A 25,311-nucleotide genomic window follows, 5' to 3' on the forward strand; every position below is an offset into this window, starting at 1 on the left:
ATAGGAGGATGAATGATGTCAGCATATAACAAGTTAGTAAGAGATCGTGTTCCAGAGAAGATTTTAATGTCTGGAAAAACGTATACCGCACAAAAATTAACAGGTCAAGCATACATACAAGCTTTAGCGAAAATTGGAACGGAAGAAATTCGAGAATTTGCTTCTATGAAAGAACGTGAACATGCGCTAGATTCTCTTGCGGATGCACTAGAAGTAATCATTTCATTAGCACGTGCGGAAGGTGCATCAATTGAAGATGTGGAACGCCTTCGTAAGAAAAAAGAAGTAGAGCGCGGTGGATTTGAAAGAGGGATTTATTTATTAGATGTTTCAGAAGAATAGTTTAATAGGAAAAGCATAGCGTTAATGAGTAACGCTATGCTTTTTGGTTGCAATGAAGCTAATAATGAAGAAAATAGCTGTTAATATCCAGCCGATTGTAATAGAAGTAGCAGTATGAACGGCATAAGAAACTTGTAAACAAAATAATGATGCTAAAAACCAAATGAGTGCAATGTGTATATATTTTTTTGATATATTCATATTTCAGGACTCCTTTTGTATACTAAAAAGAATTTTACTACAATTTAGAAAATTGAGCTATATAAGTAGAGGTTTTCTGGTGAATTTTGTATACTGAATAGTAGAGAAAATGAGGAGGAAACGACAATGGCACATCATGCGAGAGAAACGATGGAACTTATTAAGGAGCTTGTCTCTATTCCAAGTCCATCTGGAAATACAGCAAAAATTATTAATTTCATTGAAAACTATGTCAGTGAGTGGAACGTAGAAACGAAACGTAATAATAAGGGAGCTCTTATTTTAACGGTAAAAGGGAAGAATGATGCGCAGCACCGCTTATTAACAGCACACGTTGATACGTTAGGTGCGATGGTAAAAGAAATTAAGTCTGATGGTCGCCTGGGTCTTTCTATGATTGGTGGATTTCGCTGGAACTCTGTAGAAGGAGAATATTGTGAAATTGAAACGTCAGGCGGCAAGACGTATACAGGAACGATTTTAATGCATCAAACATCTGTACATGTATATAAAGATGCAGGTGAAGCAAAACGCGATGAGAAAAATATTGAAGTTCGTATTGATGAGCGCGTATTTTCAGCTGATGAAGTACGCGAATTAGGAATTGAAGTAGGAGACTTCGTTTCATTTGATCCGCGCGTTCAAATTACAGAGAGTGGATACATAAAATCACGTCATTTAGATGACAAAGTAAGTGTTGCGATTTTATTAAAATTAATTAAAAGATTACAAGATGAAAACGTAACATTACCATATACGACACATTTCTTAATTTCTAATAATGAAGAGATTGGATACGGTGGTAATTCTAACATTCCAGAAGAAACTGTTGAATACTTAGCAGTTGATATGGGAGCGTTAGGTGATGGACAAACATCTGATGAATATACAGTATCTATTTGTGCAAAAGACTCTAGCGGCCCGTACCATTACGCTTTACGTAAACATTTAGTAGAGCTTGCGAAAACGAATCATATTGAATATAAAGTAGATATTTATCCGTACTACGGATCTGATGCATCAGCTGCGATTCGTGCGGGATTTGACGTGAAACATGCGTTAATTGGAGCGGGTATTGATTCTTCTCACGCATTTGAACGTACACATGAAAGTTCTATTGCGCATACAGAATCATTAGTGTATGCATATGTAATGTCTAATTTAATTGAAGAATAATTTCATAGATAATAGAGAGCTGATTAAAAATATTATTTTTAATCAGCTTTTTATTTGGCGAAGCGATTAGGAGACATGTTCTAATCGCTTTTTTAGCCCGCTATTTGTGGGCTGATTAAAGTTTTATTTTATATACATTCATTATAAGTTATATATATGCGATTTTTGTTATACGGCCGGAAACGTGTTTACTATAGATATATAATGTTATACACTATGAAAGGAATTAATTAATAGTTAATATGTTTTAGTTAGCTTGATTAAAAAAATTGTATGAATATGAAGTTTTGAGAGGAGATTTATTTTTCATGAAGTACAAAGCAATAGCCGCAGGTTTATTAGCAGCAAATTTACTAGCACATCCAATTAGTAGTTTAGCAGAAACGAAGAAATTTCCTGATGTTTCAGATAGTGCGTGGTCGAAAGACGCAATTTATTATTTAGTAGAGAGAAATGTAATTAACGGTATGCCAGATGGTAACTTTATGCCATACGGAAATTTAACACGTGCCCAGGCAGCAAAGATTATCGCAACAGCAATTGGTGCTAAAGTAGATCCAAATGCAAAGCCGTCTTATAATGATGCAAAAAATAGTTGGGCAGCTTCATTTATTGCAGCCATGGAAAAAGAGAATATTATTAAAGGGCGAGAACCAGGAGTATTTGATCCTGAAGGAAAAGTAACTCGTGCTGAAATGGCAGCTATGCTTGTAAGAGCATATAATCTGAAGAGCAAAGTAACAGGACCAGTTCCTACAAAATTCGCTGATTTAGAGAATCATTGGGGTAAAGAAGAAGTTAATATTTTAGTAGAATTAAAACTTTCTTTAGGTACAGAGAATGGCTGGAAACCGAATGATTCTATTACGCGTGAACAAGCAGCTCAGCTTACTGCGCAAACAGATAAATTTAGCAAGAATAGTGATCGTCCAGTAGAAACAAAGAAAATGTACATAGATAGAAAATTCATTACATATCACGCACCATCATTAAGTTCTGGGATTAGTGCAAATCAGCATAATCCACAAATGGTTGAAATTAAAGAAGAACGAGATGGATGGATCAAAATTGCAACAAGTAAAGGTGATAAATGGACACCTTTAGTAGAGAAAACAGAAGTTATTAATGAAGGATTCACTACTTATGCAGAAGCTTCTTCTTCTTCAAAAGTAATGGGAACACATAGCGCACAACAAGTAACTGTTATTGAAGAGAACGGCAGCTGGATTCGTATCCGCATGGGCGCTGGTTTCCAATGGGTTAATAAAAATCAATTAAATCCAGTGAAGCAGGGTAACTTCTTAGAAGGAAAAGCGATTATCATTGACCCAGGTCATGGCGGAGTTGATTCAGGTAATCCAGGTTATTATGAGAAAGAAAGTGAAACTGTATTAGATGTATCATTGCGATTACAGAAGATATTTGAGAAAAAGACACCATTTACTGTGTTATTCACTCGTACAGATGATACACGTCCAGGAACAAGTGCTTCTGATTCTTTAAAGAAACGTGTAGAATTTGCTCAAAAAAATAATGGGGATATTTTTGTAAGCATTCATGGTAATGGCACGGAAGAGAAAAATGGACAAGGTACAGAAACGTTCTACTATGAATCAGCGACAGCAAGAGGAACAAATCCTAACGTATCAGAAAGTCGTTTACTAGCAGAAAAAATTCAAGAGCGTCTTGTAGATGCACTGGGAACAAAAGATCGTGGTGTGAAAAAAGGCGATTTATACGTAATTAGAGAAAATACAATGCCAGCTGTATTAGCAGAATTAGCATTTGTAGATAATAAAAGTGATGCAGATAAAATAGCTACACCAGCGCAAAGACAAAATGCAGCGGAAGCTATTTATCAAGGTATTTTAGATTACTATGAAGAAATGGGTAACAACGTGTCTTCTTTCCGTTAATAAATAATAAGAGATTGCCATTGGCAGTCTCTTTTATTTATTAACGTTTCTCTTTATTTCCGGCATATGATATCATTTAATTTTATATATAAAAAAGTATTTGAGTAATTGTAATCATAACAATTTTAAACGATAGAGGATGATAATAGATTGAATAATCATAGTAAAACACCTGCCTGTATATATACGTATGCATTTCGTGAGGAGGAGCGTGCTTTATGTTACTTGGAAATGCGCTCGTTCTTTGGAATGGAGTCCCACGTTAATATTTTAAAAAGTGATGTCAAAATTGACCCGAGTAGAAGTGCGTTTATGAAAGAGCGCGTTGAGGTTATGTATGAAGGGGACGACTTAGAAAGCATTTTAAAACAAGTGGAACAAATTGATTTGGCGGGAGCGACATTTAAAGTTATTTTCGTTAAAATCAATGACCTCGTTGGAGAACATAAAATTGAATATGGAGAAAGACGTCTTATTGAACGAGACCTTGGCATGCATATTGAAGGAGAAGCGGATGTTCGTAATCCAGAGCGTGTATTCGGGATTGTTCCTCTTGGAGGACGCTGGTACTTCGGGCACTATGTAGAAAGCGAACCAGTTTGGTATCATCACATAAAAAAACCGCATAGCTATTCGACATCACTTAGCACACGTGTTGCGAGATCAGTTGCAAATATCGCTGTACCAAATCCAGAGGGAGTACGAGCAATTGACCCGTGCTGCGGTATTGGAACAGTAGTAGTAGAAGCACTTTCTATGGGGATTAATATCGTTGGTAGAGATATAAATCCACTTGTAGTTCTTGGAACGAGAAAAAACATCGCACATTTTGGATTTGAAGGAACAGTAACAAAAGGACCAATTGAAGAAATTACTGAGAACTACGACGTTGCAATTATCGATATGCCGTATGACTTATTTACGCATGCCACACCAGAAGACCAGCTCTCCATTCTTTCAAGTGCGCGCCGCATTGCTAAAAAGGTAGTCGTTGTAACGATGGAGACAATGGATGACATGATCCATGAAGCAGGATTTGAAATTACAGATCGCTGTATTACAAGAAAAGGGTCATTTACTAGACAAATTCTTGTTTGTGAATAAGAAAGGAAGGTCACCCGTTTGGGTGACCTTTTTAGTGTAGTTTAATGTGTGATTGATTGGCAGTTTGTAGGCGGCGATAAGTTGATATTGTGATAGGAGAATCTATTACTGTTCTTTTAATTTCTCTTGTTGTGCAATTAATAAATTGCGTAATATGTGCCCGCGGTAACTTTCTAGTTTTCGTCCTTCATGATAGCGTACGCCTAATTTTTTTAGTTCAGCTACGTACCAGCCTTTTGTTCCGTAGTACATTGGATCACTTCCTTTTTGCTTTTGAACAGTATATGTTTGGGAGCGAAGTAACTTTACATTGAAAATAATAATGATAAAAGGAATCCTACATGTGTGTACCAGTGAAATTGCAAAGTTATCGAGGTGTTTTATAGCGTAACGTCCAAGCCGTGTATAAAAAAGTAGACAGTTGTATATGAATTTGTTGAAAAAAGAATACACATTGTCCAGGGGATTTGAAAAAAGGAATGCTATACGATTTGGCATGATACTTGCGTTGGAAATAGTATCAACGTATAGGGGAGAGATAGAAATGAAGGTTAGTAAAATATATACAACGATTGATGCACACGTAGCTGGGGAACCGCTTCGAATTATTACGGGCGGAGTGCCAGAAATAAAAGGGGAAACGCAGTTGGAAAGACGCGCATACTGTATGGAACATTTGGATTACCTTCGTGAAGTTCTGATGTATGAACCGAGAGGGCATCACGGAATGTACGGTTGTATCATTACACCGCCAGCAAGTGCTCATGCTGATTTTGGCGTGTTATTTATGCACAATGAAGGATGGAGTACGATGTGTGGTCATGGCATTATTGCTGTCATTACAGTTGGAATTGAAACAGGCATGTTTGAAGTAAAGGGTGAAAAACAAAAGTTCATTATTGATAGCCCGGCCGGAGAAGTTGTTGCGTATGCAAAATATAACGGGAGTGAAGTAGAATCTGTATCATTTGAAAATGTTCCTTCATTTGTATACAAAAAAGACGTTCCTATTAAAATAGATAACTATGAATTTCAAGTAGATATTGCGTTTGGAGGAGCATTTTACGCTGTTGTAGATTGTAAAGAATTTGGTTTGAAAGTTGATTTTAAAGACTTGCCTGCTATTCAAACGTGGGGCAATAAAATTAAACATTATATAGAGAGTAAAATGGAAGTGAAACATCCACTTGAAGAAGGTTTGAAAGGAATATACGGCGTTATATTTTCAGATGAACCGAAAGAAAAAGGCGCTACGCTACGAAATGTGACGATTTTTGCTGATGGGCAAGTAGACCGTTCTCCTTGCGGTACAGGAACTTCAGCGAGAATCGCAACTCTTTTTGAAAAAGATGCCTTACAAAAGGGAGAAATGTTCGTCCACGAATGCATTACTGATGGGAAATTCGAGGGAGAAGTATTGTCGGTAACCCTAGTAGATACATATAAAGCTGTCGTTCCGAAAGTAACGGGGAATGCATTTATTACAGGGTTTCATCAGTTCGTTGTAGATCCGAGAGATGATTTGAACCGAGGATTTTTGTTAGGATAAAGTGAAACTTTAATCAGTGGAGGGGTTCCCCACTGATTATTAGTTGAACCAATCGGGTTTTTACGGGCAGTTGATCTCCCGTGTAACTTCTTTGTCCAACCGAATTTTTAGATGGGAGTCTTACTGCCCGTTAATACGGGATAAGAGGAGGAGGTGAACAAATATGCTAGTCATAAGCGCGAACGAACAAAGAAACTTAGTAAATATGAATGAAGTTATTGAATACGCGGCGCTTGCTTTAAAAGAATTTTCCGCAGAAAGAACGATTACACCAATAAGGGGGTCATTACCATTTGCGAACGAGAAAAATACGGCATTAATTATGCCTTCAGTAGCGGAAAGGCTTGAGGCACTTGGAGTAAAAATAGTAACGGTAGTCCCGCAAAATAAACAGATAGGAAAGAAAACAATCAATGGGATTGTGATGCTATCAGACTTTCAAACGGGAGAACCACTCGCACTTTTAGAAGGATCGTACTTAACGATGATTCGAACAGGTGCCTTATCAGGAGTAGCGACAAAATATTTAGCTCGTCATAACGCAAAAACTTTATGCATTATCGGCACGGGTGAACAAGCAAAGGGGATTGCCGAAGCAATATTTGCAGTTAGAGATATCGAAAAGGTCATTTTATACAATCGAACAGAAGAAAAAGCGTATGCATTTGCGCAATATATACAAGAGAAATTAGGTAAACCAGCATACGTTTATAGAGATCCAAATGAAGCAATAAGCGAAGCAGACATCATCGTCACAACTACGAACGCATCCACACCAGTCTTCTCAGAAACACTACAAAAAGGCGTCCACGTAAACGCCGTCGGCTCATTCAGACCGAGCATGCAAGAACTACCATCTCACGCCATCACAAGCGCAAACAAAGTAGTAGTCGAATCAAAAGAAGCAGCACTAGACGAAACAGGCGATCTCCAAGTTCCGATAAAAGAAGGTCTATTCAAAGCGAACGCCATTCACGCTGAACTTGGTCAAATTATAAGCGAGGAAAAAGCAGGCCGCGAAAGCGATGAAGAGATTACTATTTTCAAATCAGTTGGTTTGGCAGTAGTGGATATTATCGTTGCGAAGTATTTGTATGAGAGAGCGGTGGAGCAAGGAGTAGGGAGTAAGATTGAGTTTTGAGACTGCCTTTTGGTGGTCTTTTTATTTTATCATCCTTATAAATATATTTTATGGCAAGAATGTATTAGTAGATTGCAAACTTTCCACATTTACAAAAAAGTTTGACTTTACATACAGGTAGTGGTAATTTAAAACCTATAAGAAAACTCGGTATTAATTCCGAGTTTTCTTATAGGTGTAAATAGTCGAGAGGGGTCGAAATATGAAGAAGAAGTTGTTTGTATTACCATTTGTCCTACTATTATTTATTGCATTAGCTGCTTGTTCAGGGGAAAAAGATTCTTCGAAGCAAGCGGGCACTAGTAAATCAGGGACTCCGAAAGATGGAGGAACGTTAACGATTGGTGTTAGCGATAATCCAGATACGATGAATCCGCTTTATGCGAATGATCGTGTGTCATTAACTGTGCAGCAAGCTTTATATGCGCCGCTATATCATATGGAAGACGGTAAGAAAAAGTTTGTTCTTGCTGAGAGCTTTACGCCTTCAGAAGATCAATTAACGTGGACATTGAAATTAAAAGATAATTTGAAATGGCATGATGGTAAGAAAATTACATCAGACGATATAGCATTTACATTCCAATCTATTTTGGATGAGAAGCAAAATAGCTCAAGTCGTGAAAACTTTATTTTTAAAGGAAAGCCGCTTGAGGTGAAAAAGGTAGATGAGTTAACAACTCAATTCGTTTTACCACAAGTAAGCGCATCTTTCGAAGGTGTGATGAATGATTTCTTCCCAATTCCGAAACATGTATTTGAAGGGGAAGCAGATTTAGCGAAGAGTAAGAAAAACTTACAGCCTGTAGGATCAGGGCCGTTTAAGTTTAAAGAGTATAAATCAGATGAGTACGTTGCATTAGATCGATTTGATGATTATGTAGGTGGGAAAGCTAAATTAGACTCTATCGTATACCGCGTTGTAAAAGACCGTAATACAGCAAATGTTTCACTGCAAAATGGTCAAATCAACATGAAGATGATTGAGCCGCAAGACTTTAAGAAACTAGATAGCACTGGGAACTTCTCAATGGTGACATTCCCTGAAGGTAGATTATTCTACTTATCTTATAACATGAATACTGATCTTATGAAGAAAAAAGAAGTGCGCCAAGCAATTGCACATGCGTTAGATAAGAAAGAAATGATTAACTCAGCATTCGTTTCGGGTGAATTTGCAGAACCAGCAAATTCAATCTTAACGCCAGACGCTATGTATTATGCGAAAGATATTAAAGACTATAAGTATGATAAAAAAGAAGCGAAAGATTTATTAGCAAAAGCTGGCGTGAAAGATAAGGAAAAAGTACGTGTGATGTATGTAACGAATAATAAAATTATGGAAAGCTTAGCGTTATATACACAACAAAAATTAAAAGAAGTTGGCTTAGAAGTTGAACTAAATGCATTAGATGCTAGTGCGGCAAGTGAAAAAGGCTTAGATAAAGAGAATAAAGAATATGACATTACATTTGGTGGTTACATAATGGGACCTGAGCCAGATTCATATAAGAGCTTATTCTTAAGCAATGCTGAATACAATTATGCACGATATAAAAACGCTGATTTCGATAAGTTATGGAAAGAAGCTGCAGTTGAGACAGATAAAACAAAACGCGCAGAGCTATACCATAAAATTCAAGAGACAGCTAGAGAAGACGTACCTTATCTACCAATCGCGTATCCGAAAGCAGTTATTGCAGTAGATAAAAAGTTTGATGGATTAAAAGAAGCGAAAGCAATTCCTGTCACAATGTTTGAAGATCTATCTAAGATTTATGAAGTGAAATAAGAAACAATAAAGAAGCTGGTGGAAATCAGCTTCTTTAGCTTGAGGGGGGAAGTTTGTGTATAAAGTAATTGCGAAGAGGCTTTTAAATGCAATTCCGCTTTTATTTGTTATTTCTATTATTTCTTTTCTATTAATAAAACTAGCACCGGGGGATCCGGTTCGAAACTTTGTAACGCCAAATATGAGTCCAATTGATGTGGAGCGTATTCGCGAAAGTTTAGGACTAGATCAACCAATTTACGTGCAGTATTTTTTATGGTTAAAAAACATTTTAACAGGAAACTTTGGTTACTCACTTCAAAATCATCGTCCTGTTTTGGAACTTATCACAGAAAGATTACCTGCAACAATTGGATTAATGGGATCATCTTTACTCGTCTCATTCGTAATTGCAATACCACTTGGACTGTTTACAGGTGTGAAAAAGAATTCATTCTTTGACCGCATTGTAAACTTTATTTCATATGTTGGTATTTCTATGCCGGTTTTCTGGTTTGCACTACTATTAGTCTACTTATTCTCTTTAAAATTGAACCTACTTCCGAGTATGGGTATGCGCACCGTAGGTAAAGACTCTGTCTGGGATATTGTGCAACACGGCATTTTACCTTGCATGGTGCTTGCGTTCCAAAACGTATCTGTTTATATGAGATATATTCGTTCAAGTACGATTCAGCAATTAGAAGAAGAATATGTACAAATTCAATATGCATACGGCGCTTCGAAGAAAACAGTGTTATTTAATCACGTACTTCGAAATGTATTAATACCAATCATTACAATTTTCGGATTATCGATTCCAAGTTTAGTAGGCGGAGCATTTATTACGGAAACAGTATTCTCATGGCCAGGACTTGGTTCACTTGGGGTAAATGCTATTTTTAGATTTGATTATCCGATTATCATGGCAATTACATTACTATCATCATTCATGTTAATTCTCGGTAACTTAATTGCTGATATTTTATATGGCGTAGTAGATCCGCGCATTCGAATGAGGGGGTGATTTGGAATGAATAATAGGAGATTTCAAACGATAAAACATAGCTTTACGAAAAATAAGTTTGTTGCAATGGGAGTTATTATACTTGCGGTTTTAACGGTCGCATCAATTTTCGCATTCGTATCGCCGTACGATCCTAGTAAAATGTCAATTCCAGATCGCTTACAAGAACCAAGTATGAGTCATCCTTTCGGAACGGATGATTACGGAAGGGATTACTTAACGAGAGCGTTATATGGCGGACGAGTTTCACTTGCGGTCGGTTTCCTTGCGATGGTTGTTTCTATTACAATCGGGACCGCAGTCGGAACAATTAGCGGATATTTTGGAGGAAAGTTAGACAACTTTTTAATGCGAGTTGTTGAAGTACTTATGTCAATTCCATCATTCTTTTTAATGCTACTATTAAATGCGTATTTAAAACCAGGAATTACGACGTTAGTTCTTATTATCGGATTACTAACATGGATGGACACCGCCCGTATTGTAAGGGCAGAAACGTTATCTGTAAAAGAGCGTGAGTACGTTTTATACGCAAAAGTATCAGGACAAAAATCATTTATGATTATTGTAAGACATATCATTCCTAACATTTTATCAACCATTATTATCGCCGCGACATTAACGATTGCGACATCGATTTTAATGGAATCATCACTTAGTTTCTTAGGTTTAGGTATTAGAGAACCAGATTCTTCTTGGGGCAGCATGCTAAACAATGCGCAAGGATATATAGGTGAAGCTTGGTATTTAACGCTCTTCCCAGGATTCCTTATCCTTTTAACGGTACTGAGTTTTAACGTAATTGGTGAAGCATTGAAGAAAGCTTTCGCACCAAAAGGAGCCGGACATGAAAACTAAAGTGTTAAGTGAAAGGAGTGAGAAGCGTGTCTGAAAAACTACTAGAAGTGAAAAATTTGAAGACTTCTTTTTTCATAGAAAGTGGCGAAGTTGAAGCGGTTCGCGGCGTTACATTTCGCTTAAATAAAGGAGAAGTAGTCGGTATCGTTGGGGAATCTGGAAGCGGAAAGAGTGTAATGGCGAAGTCTGTTATGTCTCTCGTTACGTCACCAGGAAAAGTGAAAGAAGGGGAAATCCTTTTTCATAATGAAAACATACTTTCTAAATCTGAAAAAGAATTGCGCTCTATTAGAGGAAATCAAATTTCACTTATCTCTCAAGACCCAATGTCAGCGCTAAATCCAGTCGTAAAAATTGGGAAACAAATGACGGAAGTAATTATAAGGCATCAAAAAGTGAAAAAGAAAGAAGCTGAGCAAATCGCAGTTAACTTGTTAAAACAAGTCGGTCTTTCTTCACCAGAAGAAAGGGTGAAACAATATCCGCATGAACTAAGCGGCGGTATGAAGCAGCGAGTTATGATCGCAATGGCGATGTCTTGTAACCCAGACCTTCTCATTGCGGATGAACCGACGACAGCACTTGATGTAACGATACAAGCACAAATACTAGATTTAATGAAAAACTTAAAAAATGAAACGAACATGGCGTTACTTCTTATTACGCATGATTTAGGAATAGTAGCGCAAAACTGTACACGCGTTATCGTTATGTATGGCGGGCTGATTATGGAAGAAGGACCTGTACTTGATATTTTCCAATCGCCGAATCATCCATATACGAAAGGGCTATTAAATTCTCTGCCGAAAATATCGAACGGCGTAAAAGAAAGACTCGCGCCAATTCAAGGTGTAACGCCAAACTTATTAAACCCGCCACAAGGTTGCCCATTCGCAGAGCGTTGCCCGCATGCGATGGACATTTGTGAAAAAGAACGTCCGCCATATTTTGAAGTGGGAAACGAAAGACGTTCCATGTGCTGGTTAAACGATAAGACAGTGGGTGAATCACATGCATGAAGAAAACTTAATTGAAGTTCGGAACTTAAAAAAGTATTTTCCTATTAAAAAGGGACTATTCGGCAGAAAAACAGAGCAATTAAAAGCAGTCGACGACTTAAGCTTCACAATTAAAAAGGGTGAAACATTCGGATTAGTAGGCGAATCTGGCTGCGGAAAATCAACGACAGGAAGAAGTATTATTCGTTTACACGATGTCACTTCAGGTAACGTTTTGTTTGACGGAAAAGATATCGCAAGTTTAAAGGAAAGTGAACTAAAAGAATATCGAAAAAGAATGCAAATCATTTTCCAAGATCCATACGCATCATTAAACCCGGCAATGAACGTATTCCAAATTATTAGCGAACCAATGAACATTCACGGCTCTTATGAAAAAGAAGAACAAAAAGAAATCATTTTAGACCTTCTGAAAAAGGTAGGCTTAAAAGAAGAACACTTATATCGCTACCCGCACGAATTTAGCGGAGGTCAGCGCCAGCGCATCAGCATCGCGCGCGCACTATCTGTAAAACCAGATTTCATTCTATGCGACGAACCAATCTCAGCACTAGATGTCTCAGTCCAAGCACAAGTCGTAAACATGCTGCAAGACATCCAAGAAGAAACAGGCGTCACATACTTATTCATCGCACATGACCTATCCATGGTAAGACACATATCAGACCGAATCGGAGTCATGTACTTAGGAAATATAGTAGAAATTGCCGACAGCGAAGACCTATACACAAAACCGGCACATCCATACACACAAGCACTACTCTCATCTATGCCAGAACCAGATCCAACAAACACAGGCAAAGAACGGATCATCCTAGAGGGAGAAGTACCAAGCCCACTAAACTCACCATCCGGCTGCAAATTCAGAACGCGCTGCAAATTCGCCACTGAAAAATGTGCACAGGAAGTACCGAAGATGGTGGAGATTGAGAAGGGGCATGAGGTGGCTTGTCATTTGTTTTAGAGGGAGAGCACTAGGGGGGACCTGGTGCTTTTTTCTTTGTAGGTGGACGTGGTGTGGGATTGGTTGTTAGTTTAGGAGATAGCGCGCTCGAAATTTGTCGGTAAATCGATATGTTGTGTCGAAACGTTGATATATTCGGAGTTACGATTGATATAATTGAATAAACGTTGATATATTTTTGTAAAGAGTGGGATTGGTTGTAACTCAATGTAGAAATTTAATGTTTTCGAAAAAAAGAATTGACTTCTATATTAGTTGTAACTAAAATAGTTACATAGAGATGTAATCAATTTAGTTACAACTAATATCTGCTAAAAATATGATTTATATATTTAATTAAGAATGGTGGTCCATACGTTGCCACCCGGTGTAGAAAGTTACTAACACATTCAAATCAATGCATATTCTAAGTTTTAGTATTTTCTGTTACGGGGCAATAAGGTGCAACGTTATCTTTTGTTAAAAACCTTGGTGGATCTTTCTTTGGAAATATTAGTTTTGGGGAAATATAGTAAGGTATCTAAAAAAGAACAAGGTATAAAAAGATGTACTTATATAAACCAAAAATTTAGTTGAGCTGGATAATAAAAAAAAGGTAGGAGATTTAAATGGAGACGAAACAAGATAACCTTATTTACGTATGGGATGCATATTGTGGATGGTGCTATGGTTTTTCAGAAAGTATTAAAGGATTTTACAAAAACCACACTGAAGTGCCATTAACAGTTTTATGTGGAGGGTTATTTTTAGATAATTTACCAATGAAAAACTTCTCATATATAGAAGAGGGAAATAAAAGAATTAATCAACTTACAGGTGCTGAATTTGGTCCTTCCTATCAAAAATTGGTGGAGGAAGGGACTTTTAAAATGAATTCGAAAGATGCTGCAATTGGTTTTTCAGCTTTACGCTCATTAGCGCCAGACCGTTTATTAGAATTCACTTCGGCTATGCAAAAAGCGTTTTATTATGAGGGCCAAAGTCTGAGTGATCCTGAAACATATCGCAAAATTGCAATCGAGCATGGTTTGGACCCTGAACAAGTATTAGAACGTTTAAACGCTCAAGAAACAATAATAGATGTCCAAAATGATTTCAATAAAGTTCGACAGCTTGGTGTTAATAGCTATCCTTCCTTACTTTTACAAAAGGATAATCAAATTATTCCTATTGGTGGTGGCGTAATGACGCCGGATAAAATTGAAGCGCGTTTTAAAAATTTATATTAAGAAAATTTAGGATATAGTAGCAAACATGTTATCTTAGGCCACCTGACATTCATCTCCGGAATATTCGCCAGTACTATTACACTTTCAGATAAATGGGAGTGGGAGATTTTATCCCGCTTTAACGGGCAGTAAGACCCCCACCTCAAAATTCAGTGGAAGCAAAGAAGTTAGGTGGGGGATCAACTGTCCGTAAAAGTCCGATTGGTTCAACTAATAATCAGTGGGGGATGAACAAAACCCCCACTGATTAAAGTTTCACTTTATCGGAACAAGATAAAAATATGATAATTAGTTAATAACTTTAACAAAAGGAGAATAACATACTATGTTTAAAACAATCGATACAAATCAAAAAGATGTGAAATTAACGGTGTTTAGTTCGGACGAAAAAAGCTTTATGGTCACAGCAACATTAGTTGAGAAAGCAGGACATGCATTTTTAATAAACTCAAAATTTACTCAATCTGATTCGAAAGAAATTGTTGAGTATCTGAAAAAAAACGACTTATCTTTAGATAAAATCTTTATTATTCATGGGGATCCAGACTACTACTTTGGATTAGAGAGCATTAAAGCCGTTTACCCAGAAGCTATAGCGTATGCAACAGAGTCTACTGTTGAACATATCGTTCATTCTGTCTTAGGGAAATTAAAAGTTTGGAAAGACGTCCTTGGAGAAAATGCACCAAGTAACGTGATATTACCTCAAGTGTTTAAAGAAAAAGCGATTGATTTTCAGGGGTTAACATTTGAACTAGTAGGCTTAGATCATTACAGAACTAGCTTATTTAATAAAGAGCTGAAAGTATTAATTGGTGGTATTGATGTATTTAACGAAATACATGTATTCTTAGCGGATACTAGTTCAAAAGCGGCGATGGAGGCGTGGATTGAGAACTTGAAAGTGTTACAAGCATTACATGCTGACATAATTGTACCTAGCCATGGATCAATCGAAAAGTCCCTAAATAATCAAGCACTTACTGCGACAATGGATTATCTAAGAACTGCGGTTCAAGCTTCTGAGGAAAGTGGAACTTCAAAAGATTTTGTGGCAAAACTTGAAGCAGCATATCCAGACTTTGCAAATAAAGGTGTATTAGAATTAAGTGCAAAAGTTGTAACAAAAGAAATGCCTTGGGGTTAATGATATGAATAAATATCAAAAACTATTACATGAAACGTATGTGTTAACTGGCGAAGGGAAATTGGATGCGTTCAAAACATATTTAAGTGAAAATGTATCTTGGACAGAAGCTGCTGGGTTTCCATATGCAGGTACTTATATAGGTCCAGATGAAGTAGTGAAAAACGTACATGAACGTCTTGGCACGGAATGGGATGACTATAGCGCTAAAGATGAAATTTATACTTTTAATAACAATACTGTTATTGTGTATGGAAAATATAGTGGAACATATAAAGCTACAGGGAAGTCATTTGTAGCAGATTTTTGTCATCTTTATAAGTTTGATGAGAACGATAAGGTTAAGAAGTTTATTCAAATTGTGGACAGTGCAACTGTTAATGAGGTATTAAGTTAGAGTTAATCGTTTCTAATATGCCTTGTATAGGGGGAGGATAAATGAAATTCCTAACATTACCCCTGACATTACATTTTGGGGAAGGTTTCTCCTTCTTCAAACTTTTTATAGAAGAAAACTTATTTAAGTAGAAGAGGTAGGTATATATGAAATTAGAGAAAAGTTTAATCATAACAATTATTTCTGTATTTATTTTAGGAGTAGTTTCGACTTTGGTATATCAAGCTTCCACCGGTAATAACAAAGGGAACTCAATAAAGAGCGAGAATGTTACTTCTGTATCAAAAGAAGTGAAAGAAAATGAAAAGAATAAAAAGATGGTAGTTGATTTCTATAATGAAGTTTTTAACAAACATAATATCGATATTATCCCTAAATATGTTAGCGAAGATTATAAGCAACATAATCCTTTTGTTGCTGATGGACGAAAAGCCTTCATGGATTTCTTTAAGGAGGATTTTGTTAAAAATCCTAATTCCTCTGCAGAGATTAAACGTGTAGTAGCTGAAGGGGATACAGTTGCTCTTCATGTACACTCTCGTACTAATTCTCAAGATAAGGGAGTTGCTATAGTGGATATATTTCGTATCAAGGATGGAAAGATTGTCGAACACTGGGATGTAATTCAAGAGATTCCAAGTGAAGCAGCTAATGATAATACGATGTTTTAGATAGAAGATATATTTAATAATTGTTTAATTGATAGTGCTGTATAGAATTTAGAAATTTAGATAATTAGTTATCAAATTTGGAAATCATTTAAAAATAGCATATTAAATGATGGCACAAATTAATACGAAATAGCTCTTTAATAAAAAATCCTACTCAGTAAAAAATGAGTAGGATTTTTTATTAAAGAATAGTGCTAATTTTGTGGTTCGGCACCATCTAAATTTGGAAACCATGAAAGTATAGGTACTCTATATCCACGTAAAGTAAAATTGTAATTTTTTCCTTCTTTTATGTTTGCTTGCAGATCCACTGAATTAAACTTCATCATAAGAAGGCTATCCTCATTAGAAATAACTTTTTCGGTTCCATTTTTTTGCTCAACCTAGTACAATCTCACCAATTTAAAAAGACCACCATTACTGGCAGTCCTTTTTTGGTAGTTTTAGAAATTAAATTATAACATATTAATATATGGATTATAAATATATTTTTCCGAAAGATACTATAAGTTTTTTATAATTCTTGATTTCTCAATTTCCATTGCATACTGAATTTTCCTGTAAGTATTAATAACTAACATTAAAATTATCAATCCACTAGATTATTAGAAAAAACTGGTTATCTATATATTTTTTGGCAAAATATAGATATAATTTAAGAGGGTAAAGTTAATATAGATCAACTAAGTAATGATAAGAAAATATTTTATTGCATAAAAAAAGGCTCCATTGCTGGAGCACTCAAAATAAACAAACGAATTAAAACAAGAAACAGACAATTTAACTATATAGATAAAACATAAATAAATCTATATATATGTAAATATGCATATAAAAATTCTATTTATTGATGCTATAATATGTTTACTCTATGATTGTTATATTTTTTTATGGTTTTTAAGCAATAAATACCTTCTTAACACCAAGTGTACAAGTAAAAGAAGACATCTTAAGCGATGTCTTCTTTTCTTAACCTACAAAAAGAAGAACTACAATTCAACGGTTATTTTTTAAAGGCTCAAAATATAGTTAGAATACAAGTAAAAACTACAGAATTGCCAATAAAAGCTATAGTAGAAATAATAGATGCTCAAACACCAGAAACTATTGCTTGGTTTGTAACAAAAGAGGATGCATTTGTTGATGATGAATGTACTCAAGATGTAAAAACAGAAATAATAAAAGAAGCTAAAGTAAGAATGCGAGAACCTCTAAAATTATCAGTAAGTCCTTCATCTACTGAAATTGATAATAAAAAAGTATTTATAGTACATGGACATGATGAGAGTGTAAAAATTTCCGTCGCTAGGTTTCTGGAAAGGTTAGATTTGAAACCAATAATTTTACATGAACAAGCTAGTGGTGGATCAACAATTATTGAAAAAATAGAAAATAATACAGAGGTAGGATTTGGAATTGTACTTTATACGCCTTGTGATTTAGGTAAGGCTAAGAATGATGATGAACTACAAATGAGAGCTAGACAAAATGTTGTATTTGAACATGGATATCTAATTGCTAGATTGGGAAGATCCAATGTTTGTGCATTAGTTAAAGATAATATCGAAAAACCAAATGATATATCAGGAGTTGTATATGTTAACTATGATTCAGGGAATGGTTGGCACATGGCGTTATTTAAAGAGCTAAAAAATGCCGGCTACGAGTTAGATGCAAATAAGTTATTTGTATAATTTATTACTATTTATGAGGTGTTTAAATGCTACTTTTCTTCAGAACCATATATTCAGCCATTGCGCGTTAGCATTTTTATAGTGACAACCTTAAAGATACGTCGGAAGAGTTATTTGGCAGTCTTTCTGTGGTATCGAGTGTAGAGATGGTTAGCTACTTATCTGTTTAGGCATAATCTAGGATCTTTAGAATTCTTAATTTGAACAATCTATTTTTATATTATTTAAATAGTAATCTTTTATAGACCCACTCATTTTAGTTAACCTTTGTTCAAATATAAATGAAGTCGCAATTGTAACTAGATGCACAATTAATCAAAATAGAAAAAAGTACCTATAAGAGTAGGTGCTTTTTTCTTTGTTATATATAAATTATACATTAATTTATATTTGGAACACTTTAAAAAGAAAAGATGATGATGGATTTATTAATAGATGCGTATAACTATATGTATATATTTAATGCATATATTATTTTTAGATAAATATATATATCTTTCAGTAAGAATGCAATATTCTTCTCTATTTACTTATATTTATAATTTAACTAATTCATTATAATATCAATGTTGATTTAAAGTTTTTTGTACAAAATGAACAGATGGGATTTTTTTAGGGATGCAAATACAATGAATCATTCTGTTTTCTTAATTGACTAAATTTTTAAAATTTAAATCTTCAAATGTTAATACTTGTTATATAATTGACTTATTAAGGCATTGCCCCTAAAAGTTAATATGCCTAATGAGATTGTTTACGTTTTCCTTATGGGGTAGCACCAACATTTCATAGATTCTGTACGCTAAGGCTATAATCTTTATAATTCCTGAGCGTATGAAATTCGCGCTTTGTTGTTGGGACCGCTATGAGTACTGTTAAATATAATATTCAAGGAGTGATATAATGAATACTAATCTTAAATTATCAAACAGACCAGAACACACTGTTCAAAAATTATTTGAACAGCAAGTAATTCAGAATCCAGATTCTGTTGCGTTGGTATATAAAGATCAACAGTTAACTTATAAGGAATTAAATGAAAAAGTAAATCAGTTAGCTTTTTATCTACAAAAACGAAACATAGGCCCTGAAAGTATGGTAGGGGTTTATATAGAACGTTCTTTAGAGATGATTGTAAGTATATTAGGAATAATAAAAGCTGGTGGCGCATATGTCCCACTAGATCCCGCATATCCAACAAAGAGGCTTGAATATATCTTGAAAGATGCCAACATACAAGTATTGCTAACCCAAAACCATCCAACACAGTGGATACCTAAAGAAATAGACTGTATTAATATAAAAGAACATGAAATGAATATTTCGAGAGAAAAAAATATAAATCCTACAATTGAAGTTAAACCAGATAATTTGGCATATGTAATCTATACATCTGGATCTACAGGAAAACCCAAAGGGGTATTAATTGAACAAAAAAGCTTATGTAACTTTATTATTTCTAGTATTAATTTAACAAAAATGAATTCAGACAGTAGAAATATTCAATTTGCCTCATTATCATTTGATGCTTCAGTATTTGAGATATTTACTAGCCTAGTTTCAGGTGGAACTTTATATGTATGTAGTCAACACGATATTATGCCAGTTGAACCACTTACTCAGTTCTTGCAAAAAAATAAAATTACACATGCACTTTTACCCCCTACGGTACTTAATTTGTTAGATGAATCTGTATTTAAAGATTTACAGGTTGTTATTTCTGCGGGATCAGCCTGTAGTGAACAAGTGGCAAAACGATGGATGCAAAATCACCTTTTTATTAATGCGTATGGTCCAACAGAAACTACAGTTTATACCGTTGCGGGAATATACAAAGGAGATGGAGCACCTCCTATTGGTCGGTCCATTCCCAATGTAGAGGTATATGTATTAAATGAAGCTAAAAAACTTGTCCCTATTGGGACAGTAGGTGAACTTTATATAGGAGGTATCGCATTAGCACGAGGATATTTGAATCAACCTGAATTAACAAAGGCCTCATTTATCCCACACCCATTCAAGAATAGCTCTAATGATAGATTATATCGGACTGGTGATTTAGTTAAATATTTACCTGATGGAAATATAGAATATATAGGAAGAGCTGATAAACAAGTTAAGATTAGAGGATTTCGAATTGAGTTAGGTGAAATTGAAACAATATTAGGAAATCATCCAGACATTAAAGAAGTTACTGTGGTAGCGCAAGAAGATTCATTTGGAGATAACATCTTAGTAGCCTATATTGTGGGCGAAGGAGATACACAAGAGTGGAGAAAACATGTAGGGGTACATCTTCCAAATTATATGGTCCCGGCTCATTTTATCAAGATAGAATCATTGCCATTAACTGTTAATGGGAAGGTAGATAAAGATGCTTTACCTGCATGGGCCTCTATTATACAAACGAACGAGGGATATATAGCACCTCGGAATAGAGTAGAGCAAAAAATGGTAGAAATTTGGTCAGAGGTATTAGGGATTGACTCCTCTGCCATTGGAATAAACGATAATTTTTTTGAGTTAGGTGGACACTCTCTCCTAGCAACTAAAATAACTTCACGTTTAGGTGTTGATTTTTCAATTCTAGTACAAATACGTGATATATTTGAATACCCTACCATTAAACATTTCTCAAAACGTTTAACATTTTTATTGGGAAAAACGGGGGAGATCGATGCTTTTACACCATTACAATCAGTTAAACGTGAACAATACGAACCATTATCTTTCGCTCAACAGCGTTTATGGATAATGGATAAAATTGTAACAAATAGTGCGCTTTACAATGTCCCAATTGCATGGCGTTTAAAAGGAAAATGGAACATTGAGATGTTAAAAAAAGGATATAATGCAATAATACATCGCCATGAAATTTTACGGACAGTATTTCATGAAGTTGACGGAAAACCAGTGCAAATTGTTCAACAAGATATAACAGTTCCCTTATCAGTAATTGATTTGCGTTATCTTTCTCCTGAAGATAAAACATCTAAAATAGAAAATATATCAAAAATAGAAGCTAAAAAGCCATTTGATTTAAGCCAAGGACCTTTATTACGTACTCATTTAATAATAATGGACAATAAAGAGTTAGTACTTCTTTGTACCATCCATCATATTATTTTTGATCGCTGGTCATTAGATACCTTTATCAATGAATGGATGAGTTTTTATCAGGCATTTTTAGAAAACGAAACTGAAAAGCTTCCCCCTTTACCTGTTCAGTATATTGATTTTACAAAATGGCAAAAAAGTTGGTTAACAGAAGACATTATACAAAAACAAATAGCATATTGGGGGAAAGAATTACGCGGTTTACTTCCTATATTGGAACTCCCATTGGATTATCCTCGTCCAATAATACAAAGCTATAATGGAGATACGTATCAAATTGTCATACCCAATAAATTGTTAGAAAAAATAAAAGTATTCAATTCTAAGGAAGGCGTTACATTATTCGCCACATTATTAGCAAGTTATCAAGGGTTTCTTTCTCGTTATACCAATCAAAAAGATATTTTAGTAGGCAGCCCGATTGCAAATAGGAATTATCCAGGAGTTGAAGATCTTATTGGATTCTTTGCAAATACTGTAGTCTATCGTGCAGATTGCTCAAATAATATAACATTTAAAGAATTGGTCCAACAAATAAAGAAAAAAATGTTAGATGCACAAGAAAACCAGGACGTTCCTTTTGAAAAAGTTATAGAAGCTATACAACCAGAACGTGATATGAGTTATTCTCCATTATTTCAGACAATGTTTGTTTTTCACAATCAATTAAAAGAGTTACCAAAATTATTAGATCATAGCGTAGAAAAAATCCCTAGACATATGAATGGTGCAAAGTTTGATATAACTATAGCAATGGAAGAGATACCAACAGGATTACAAGTGGATTTTGAATATAATACAGACTTATTTAAGGTTTCTACAATAAAAAGAATGGCTCAATCTTTTGAAATTTGGCTAGATGAAATTTTACAATTTCCGGAGGAACCTATTGAGAATCTAAGAATACTCACTAAGAACGAAGAAAAGCAATTATTACATGAATGGACTAACATAGAGGGCAATTATCAAAAAGATGTGGTGATTCAAGAGTTATTTGAACAGCAAGTAATTCAGAATCCAGATTCTGTTGCGTTGGTATATAAAGATCAACAGTTAACTTATAAGGAATTAAATGAAAAAGTAAATCAGTTAGCTTTTTATCTACAAAAACGAAACATAGGCCCTGAAAGTATGGTAGGGGTTTATATAGAACGTTCTTTAGAGATGATTGTAAGTATATTAGGAATAATAAAAGCTGGTGGCGCATATGTCCCACTAGATCCCGCATATCCAACAAAGAGGCTTGAATATATCTTGAAAGATGCCAACATACAAGTATTGCTAACCCAAAACCATCCAACACAGTGGATACCTAAAGAAATAGACTGTATTAATATAAAAGAACATGAAATGAATATTTCGAGAGAAAAAAATATAAATCCTACAATTGAAGTTAAACCAGATAATTTGGCATATGTAATCTATACATCTGGATCTACAGGAAAACCCAAAGGGGTATTAATTGAACAAAAAAGCTTATGTAACTTTATTATTTCTAGTATTAATTTAACAAAAATGAATTCAGACAGTAGAAATATTCAATTTGCCTCATTATCATTTGATGCTTCAGTATTTGAGATATTTACTAGCCTAGTTTCAGGTGGAACTTTATATGTATGTAGTCAACACGATATTATGCCAGTTGAACCACTTACTCAGTTCTTGCAAAAAAATAAAATTACACATGCACTTTTACCCCCTACGGTACTTAATTTGTTAGATGAATCTGTATTTAAAGATTTACAGGTTGTTATTTCTGCGGGATCAGCCTGTAGTGAACAAGTGGCAAAACGATGGATGCAAAATCACCTTTTTATTAATGCGTATGGTCCAACAGAAACTACAGTTTATACCGTTGCGGGAATATACAAAGGAGATGGAGCACCTCCTATTGGTCGGTCCATTCCCAATGTAGAGGTATATGTATTAAATGAAGCTAAAAAACTTGTCCCTATTGGGACAGTAGGTGAACTTTATATAGGAGGTATCGCATTAGCACGAGGATATTTGAATCAACCTGAATTAACAAAGGCCTCATTTATCCCACACCCATTCAAGAATAGCTCTAATGATAGATTATATCGGACTGGTGATTTAGTTAAATATTTACCTGATGGAAATATAGAATATATAGGAAGAGCTGATAAACAAGTTAAGATTAGAGGATTTCGAATTGAGTTAGGTGAAATTGAAACAATATTAGGAAATCATCCAGACATTAAAGAAGTTACTGTGGTAGCGCAAGAAGATTCATTTGGAGATAACATCTTAGTAGCCTATATTGTGGGCGAAGGAGATACACAAGAGTGGAGAAAACATGTAGGGGTACATCTTCCAAATTATATGGTCCCGGCTCATTTTATCAAGATAGAATCATTGCCATTAACTGTTAATGGGAAGGTAGATAAAGATGCTTTACCTGCATGGGCCTCTATTATACAAACGAACGAGGGATATATAGCACCTCGGAATAGAGTAGAGCAAAAAATGGTAGAAATTTGGTCAGAGGTATTAGGGATTGACTCCTCTGTCATTGGGATAAATGATAATTTTTTTGATCTAGGTGGGCACTCTTTAAAAATTATGAGTACTTTAGTAAAAACATTTTCTGAAGGTTGGAATGTAACTATTAAAGATTACTTTGAATTAAAAACAATTAATAATATAGCTAAAAAAATTCAATATGGATATAAAGTAAATTCACATTCAGATACATTAGATATTAAATTGACAACTCCTCCAAAGAAGCTAAAGAAAACAAAAAGACACGAATTTAGTAATAATAGCAAAATACTTTTAACAGGTGCTACAGGATTCTTAGGTATTCACCTACTAGAACAACTATTGGATACTACAGAATGTAAGATATATTGTTTAGTTCGTGGGGAAAATAAACAAGAGGCAAATAATCGTTTATTACACATGTTAAAATTTTATTTTAAAAATAAATTTTTAAGCTATCAATCTTTAGTAAATCAACGTATCTTTATTGTACAAGGTGATTTAGCTAAACAAAATATGGGATTAGAAAACGAATTATATAAGGAGCTTCATCAACAAATATCAACTGTTATTCATGCTGCAGCTTTAACAAAACATTTTGGCGAGTATAGTGAATTTGAAAGAGCAAATGTCCAGGCGGTAAAAGAACTTCTTGCATTTGTTGGTGATACTAAGGATTTACATCATATATCTACAACTGGTGTAGCCGGACAATTTGTATTAAATGAAACGGAAACAATATTTAAAGAAAGCGATTTTTATGTAAAACAAAATTACAAAGATAATGTGTATGTGAAAAGTAAATTTTTGGCGGAATATGAAATATTCAAGGCAATATTAACGGGAACAGATGCTACTATTTATAGAGTAGGAAATCTTACAAATAGATATATTGATGGACAACATCAATATAACTTCACCGAAAATGCATTTATGAGCAAATTAAAATTTATATTACAATATGGTATCGTGACAGATGTATTATTATCAAGTGAAGTTGAGTTTACACCTGTAGATTATTGCAGCAAAATTATCACAGGGTTTGTAACTTCAAATGAAATACATGAAAATAGCAAAAATTGCGTAAATCATATATACAATCATCTTACGTTAAATTTAAATGTACTTGTAAAATTACTAAATTCAATGGGATATCCAATTAAAGTAATTTCTGAAACAGAGTATCAACAATTTATTTTAGAACTTTCTAAAGATAAAAAGAAACAGGAAGATATTCAAAACCTCATGACATTTGAAGAACCAAAAGATAATTGTTATAAACCAATAAATCTTGATTCGACTGAAACTCAAAAAACACTAAAATTATTAGGTATTCAATGGCCTATTATTAATATTGAATATATACAACAAATTATTAATTATATGACGAGTGTTACTGGTAGTAATTCTGTTGCAAAGCTTTTTAAACAAAGTTACACTTTAAAAAACTGAACAGACTCATGAGAAATGAGAAATTTTAAAGGAA

The 25,311-nt window shown here is 34.6% G+C and carries 19 protein-coding genes; 17 read left to right on the top strand and 2 right to left on the bottom strand.

The features are described from left to right. Positions 1 to 15 precede the first annotated feature (15 nt). Positions 16 to 342, top strand: a complete 327-nt coding sequence (locus AC0ONG_RS03050) for a nucleoside triphosphate pyrophosphohydrolase (RefSeq protein ID WP_001277348.1) — start codon at positions 16 to 18, stop codon at positions 340 to 342. 21 nt (positions 343 to 363) lie between these two features. On the opposite strand, the gene AC0ONG_RS03055 is transcribed toward AC0ONG_RS03050, so the two are convergent. Beyond that, positions 364 to 543: a hypothetical protein gene (locus AC0ONG_RS03055; protein WP_136997261.1), complete on the bottom strand. Its 180-nt coding sequence runs from the start codon at positions 541 to 543 to the stop codon at positions 364 to 366. Between the two features lie 126 nt (positions 544 to 669). On the opposite strand from AC0ONG_RS03055, the gene AC0ONG_RS03060 reads away from it, so the two are divergent. The 3 genes from AC0ONG_RS03060 to AC0ONG_RS03070 all read left to right on the top strand — a co-directional run bounded on the left by AC0ONG_RS03060 (position 670) and on the right by AC0ONG_RS03070 (position 4,739). Next, entirely contained in the window at positions 670 to 1,719 is a 1,050-nt protein-coding gene (locus AC0ONG_RS03060; protein ID WP_098829682.1) for a M42 family metallopeptidase, read from the top strand. A 308-nt stretch (positions 1,720 to 2,027) separates the two neighbouring features. Then, the gene (locus AC0ONG_RS03065) at positions 2,028 to 3,635 is read left to right on the top strand and encodes an N-acetylmuramoyl-L-alanine amidase (RefSeq protein WP_000875337.1); all 1,608 of its coding nucleotides are present in this window, start codon (positions 2,028 to 2,030) and stop codon (positions 3,633 to 3,635) included. A 150-nt stretch (positions 3,636 to 3,785) separates the two neighbouring features. Then, positions 3,786 to 4,739: a TRM11 family SAM-dependent methyltransferase gene (locus AC0ONG_RS03070; protein ID WP_136997259.1), complete on the top strand. Its 954-nt coding sequence runs from the start codon at positions 3,786 to 3,788 to the stop codon at positions 4,737 to 4,739. 105 nt (positions 4,740 to 4,844) lie between these two features. On the opposite strand, the gene AC0ONG_RS03075 is transcribed toward AC0ONG_RS03070, so the two are convergent. Next, positions 4,845 to 5,075, bottom strand: a complete 231-nt coding sequence (locus AC0ONG_RS03075; protein WP_074790672.1) for a YflJ family protein — start codon at positions 5,073 to 5,075, stop codon at positions 4,845 to 4,847. A gap of 208 nt (positions 5,076 to 5,283) precedes the next feature. On the opposite strand from AC0ONG_RS03075, the gene AC0ONG_RS03080 reads away from it, so the two are divergent. The 13 genes from AC0ONG_RS03080 (at position 5,284) to AC0ONG_RS03140 (ending at position 25,277) form a co-directional block, all read left to right on the top strand. Continuing rightward, the gene (locus AC0ONG_RS03080) at positions 5,284 to 6,288 is read left to right on the top strand and encodes a proline racemase family protein (protein WP_086397357.1); all 1,005 of its coding nucleotides are present in this window, start codon (positions 5,284 to 5,286) and stop codon (positions 6,286 to 6,288) included. Positions 6,289 to 6,451: 163 nt separating this feature from the next. After that, positions 6,452 to 7,429 carry an ornithine cyclodeaminase family protein gene (locus AC0ONG_RS03085; RefSeq protein ID WP_000960312.1) on the top strand — a complete coding sequence of 326 codons (978 nt, stop codon included), beginning with the start codon at positions 6,452 to 6,454 and terminating at the stop codon, positions 7,427 to 7,429. A gap of 202 nt (positions 7,430 to 7,631) precedes the next feature. After that, positions 7,632 to 9,221, top strand: coding sequence for an ABC transporter substrate-binding protein (locus tag AC0ONG_RS03090; protein WP_136997257.1), 1,590 nt, complete (start codon positions 7,632 to 7,634; stop codon positions 9,219 to 9,221). 55 nt (positions 9,222 to 9,276) lie between these two features. Beyond that, positions 9,277 to 10,227 carry an ABC transporter permease gene (locus tag AC0ONG_RS03095; protein ID WP_000278756.1) on the top strand — a complete coding sequence of 317 codons (951 nt, stop codon included), beginning with the start codon at positions 9,277 to 9,279 and terminating at the stop codon, positions 10,225 to 10,227. Between the two features lie 6 nt (positions 10,228 to 10,233). Then, positions 10,234 to 11,085: an ABC transporter permease gene (locus AC0ONG_RS03100; RefSeq protein ID WP_029441726.1), complete on the top strand. Its 852-nt coding sequence runs from the start codon at positions 10,234 to 10,236 to the stop codon at positions 11,083 to 11,085. 26 nt (positions 11,086 to 11,111) lie between these two features. Further along, positions 11,112 to 12,104 (top strand): ABC transporter ATP-binding protein, encoded by a 993-nt coding sequence (locus AC0ONG_RS03105; RefSeq protein WP_001291171.1) that lies wholly within the window; start codon positions 11,112 to 11,114, stop codon positions 12,102 to 12,104. After that, positions 12,097 to 13,068, top strand: coding sequence for an ABC transporter ATP-binding protein (locus AC0ONG_RS03110; protein WP_000544137.1), 972 nt, complete (start codon positions 12,097 to 12,099; stop codon positions 13,066 to 13,068). Before AC0ONG_RS03105 ends, AC0ONG_RS03110 begins: the two co-directional genes overlap by 8 nt. Before the next feature lie 608 nt (positions 13,069 to 13,676). After that, entirely contained in the window at positions 13,677 to 14,297 is a 621-nt protein-coding gene (locus tag AC0ONG_RS03115) for a DsbA family protein (protein WP_000448622.1), read from the top strand. A gap of 325 nt (positions 14,298 to 14,622) precedes the next feature. Next, positions 14,623 to 15,444 carry an MBL fold metallo-hydrolase gene (locus tag AC0ONG_RS03120; RefSeq protein ID WP_074791156.1) on the top strand — a complete coding sequence of 274 codons (822 nt, stop codon included), beginning with the start codon at positions 14,623 to 14,625 and terminating at the stop codon, positions 15,442 to 15,444. 4 nt (positions 15,445 to 15,448) lie between these two features. After that, positions 15,449 to 15,841, top strand: coding sequence for a nuclear transport factor 2 family protein (locus AC0ONG_RS03125; RefSeq protein ID WP_001046367.1), 393 nt, complete (start codon positions 15,449 to 15,451; stop codon positions 15,839 to 15,841). Between the two features lie 146 nt (positions 15,842 to 15,987). Next, positions 15,988 to 16,512 (top strand): nuclear transport factor 2 family protein, encoded by a 525-nt coding sequence (locus AC0ONG_RS03130; protein ID WP_000764218.1) that lies wholly within the window; start codon positions 15,988 to 15,990, stop codon positions 16,510 to 16,512. A 956-nt stretch (positions 16,513 to 17,468) separates the two neighbouring features. Then, a complete protein-coding gene (locus tag AC0ONG_RS03135; protein ID WP_136996888.1) occupies positions 17,469 to 18,206 on the top strand; it encodes a TIR domain-containing protein in 738 nt (245 codons plus the stop codon). A gap of 903 nt (positions 18,207 to 19,109) precedes the next feature. After that, positions 19,110 to 25,277 (top strand): non-ribosomal peptide synthetase, encoded by a 6,168-nt coding sequence (locus tag AC0ONG_RS03140; protein ID WP_474203512.1) that lies wholly within the window; start codon positions 19,110 to 19,112, stop codon positions 25,275 to 25,277. Positions 25,278 to 25,311 lie beyond the last annotated feature (34 nt).

This window comes from Bacillus sp. TCT6 (assembly GCF_056033845.1).

What these genes read in the sequence shown, in the direction of transcription:
- AC0ONG_RS03050 (WP_001277348.1), top strand. Translation starts at nt 16, where the DNA reads ATGTCAGCATATAACAAGTTAGTAAGAGATCGTGTTCCAGAGAAGATT.
- AC0ONG_RS03055 (WP_136997261.1), bottom strand. Translation starts at nt 543, where the DNA reads ATGAATATATCAAAAAAATATATACACATTGCACTCATTTGGTTTTTA.
- AC0ONG_RS03060 (WP_098829682.1), top strand. Translation starts at nt 670, where the DNA reads ATGGCACATCATGCGAGAGAAACGATGGAACTTATTAAGGAGCTTGTC.
- AC0ONG_RS03065 (WP_000875337.1), top strand. Translation starts at nt 2,028, where the DNA reads ATGAAGTACAAAGCAATAGCCGCAGGTTTATTAGCAGCAAATTTACTA.
- AC0ONG_RS03080 (WP_086397357.1), top strand. Translation starts at nt 5,284, where the DNA reads ATGAAGGTTAGTAAAATATATACAACGATTGATGCACACGTAGCTGGG.
- AC0ONG_RS03085 (WP_000960312.1), top strand. Translation starts at nt 6,452, where the DNA reads ATGCTAGTCATAAGCGCGAACGAACAAAGAAACTTAGTAAATATGAAT.
- AC0ONG_RS03090 (WP_136997257.1), top strand. Translation starts at nt 7,632, where the DNA reads ATGAAGAAGAAGTTGTTTGTATTACCATTTGTCCTACTATTATTTATT.
- AC0ONG_RS03100 (WP_029441726.1), top strand. Translation starts at nt 10,234, where the DNA reads ATGAATAATAGGAGATTTCAAACGATAAAACATAGCTTTACGAAAAAT.
- AC0ONG_RS03110 (WP_000544137.1), top strand. Translation starts at nt 12,097, where the DNA reads ATGCATGAAGAAAACTTAATTGAAGTTCGGAACTTAAAAAAGTATTTT.
- AC0ONG_RS03115 (WP_000448622.1), top strand. Translation starts at nt 13,677, where the DNA reads ATGGAGACGAAACAAGATAACCTTATTTACGTATGGGATGCATATTGT.
- AC0ONG_RS03120 (WP_074791156.1), top strand. Translation starts at nt 14,623, where the DNA reads ATGTTTAAAACAATCGATACAAATCAAAAAGATGTGAAATTAACGGTG.
- AC0ONG_RS03125 (WP_001046367.1), top strand. Translation starts at nt 15,449, where the DNA reads ATGAATAAATATCAAAAACTATTACATGAAACGTATGTGTTAACTGGC.
- AC0ONG_RS03130 (WP_000764218.1), top strand. Translation starts at nt 15,988, where the DNA reads ATGAAATTAGAGAAAAGTTTAATCATAACAATTATTTCTGTATTTATT.
- AC0ONG_RS03135 (WP_136996888.1), top strand. Translation starts at nt 17,469, where the DNA reads ATGTCTTCTTTTCTTAACCTACAAAAAGAAGAACTACAATTCAACGGT.
- AC0ONG_RS03140 (WP_474203512.1), top strand. Translation starts at nt 19,110, where the DNA reads ATGAATACTAATCTTAAATTATCAAACAGACCAGAACACACTGTTCAA.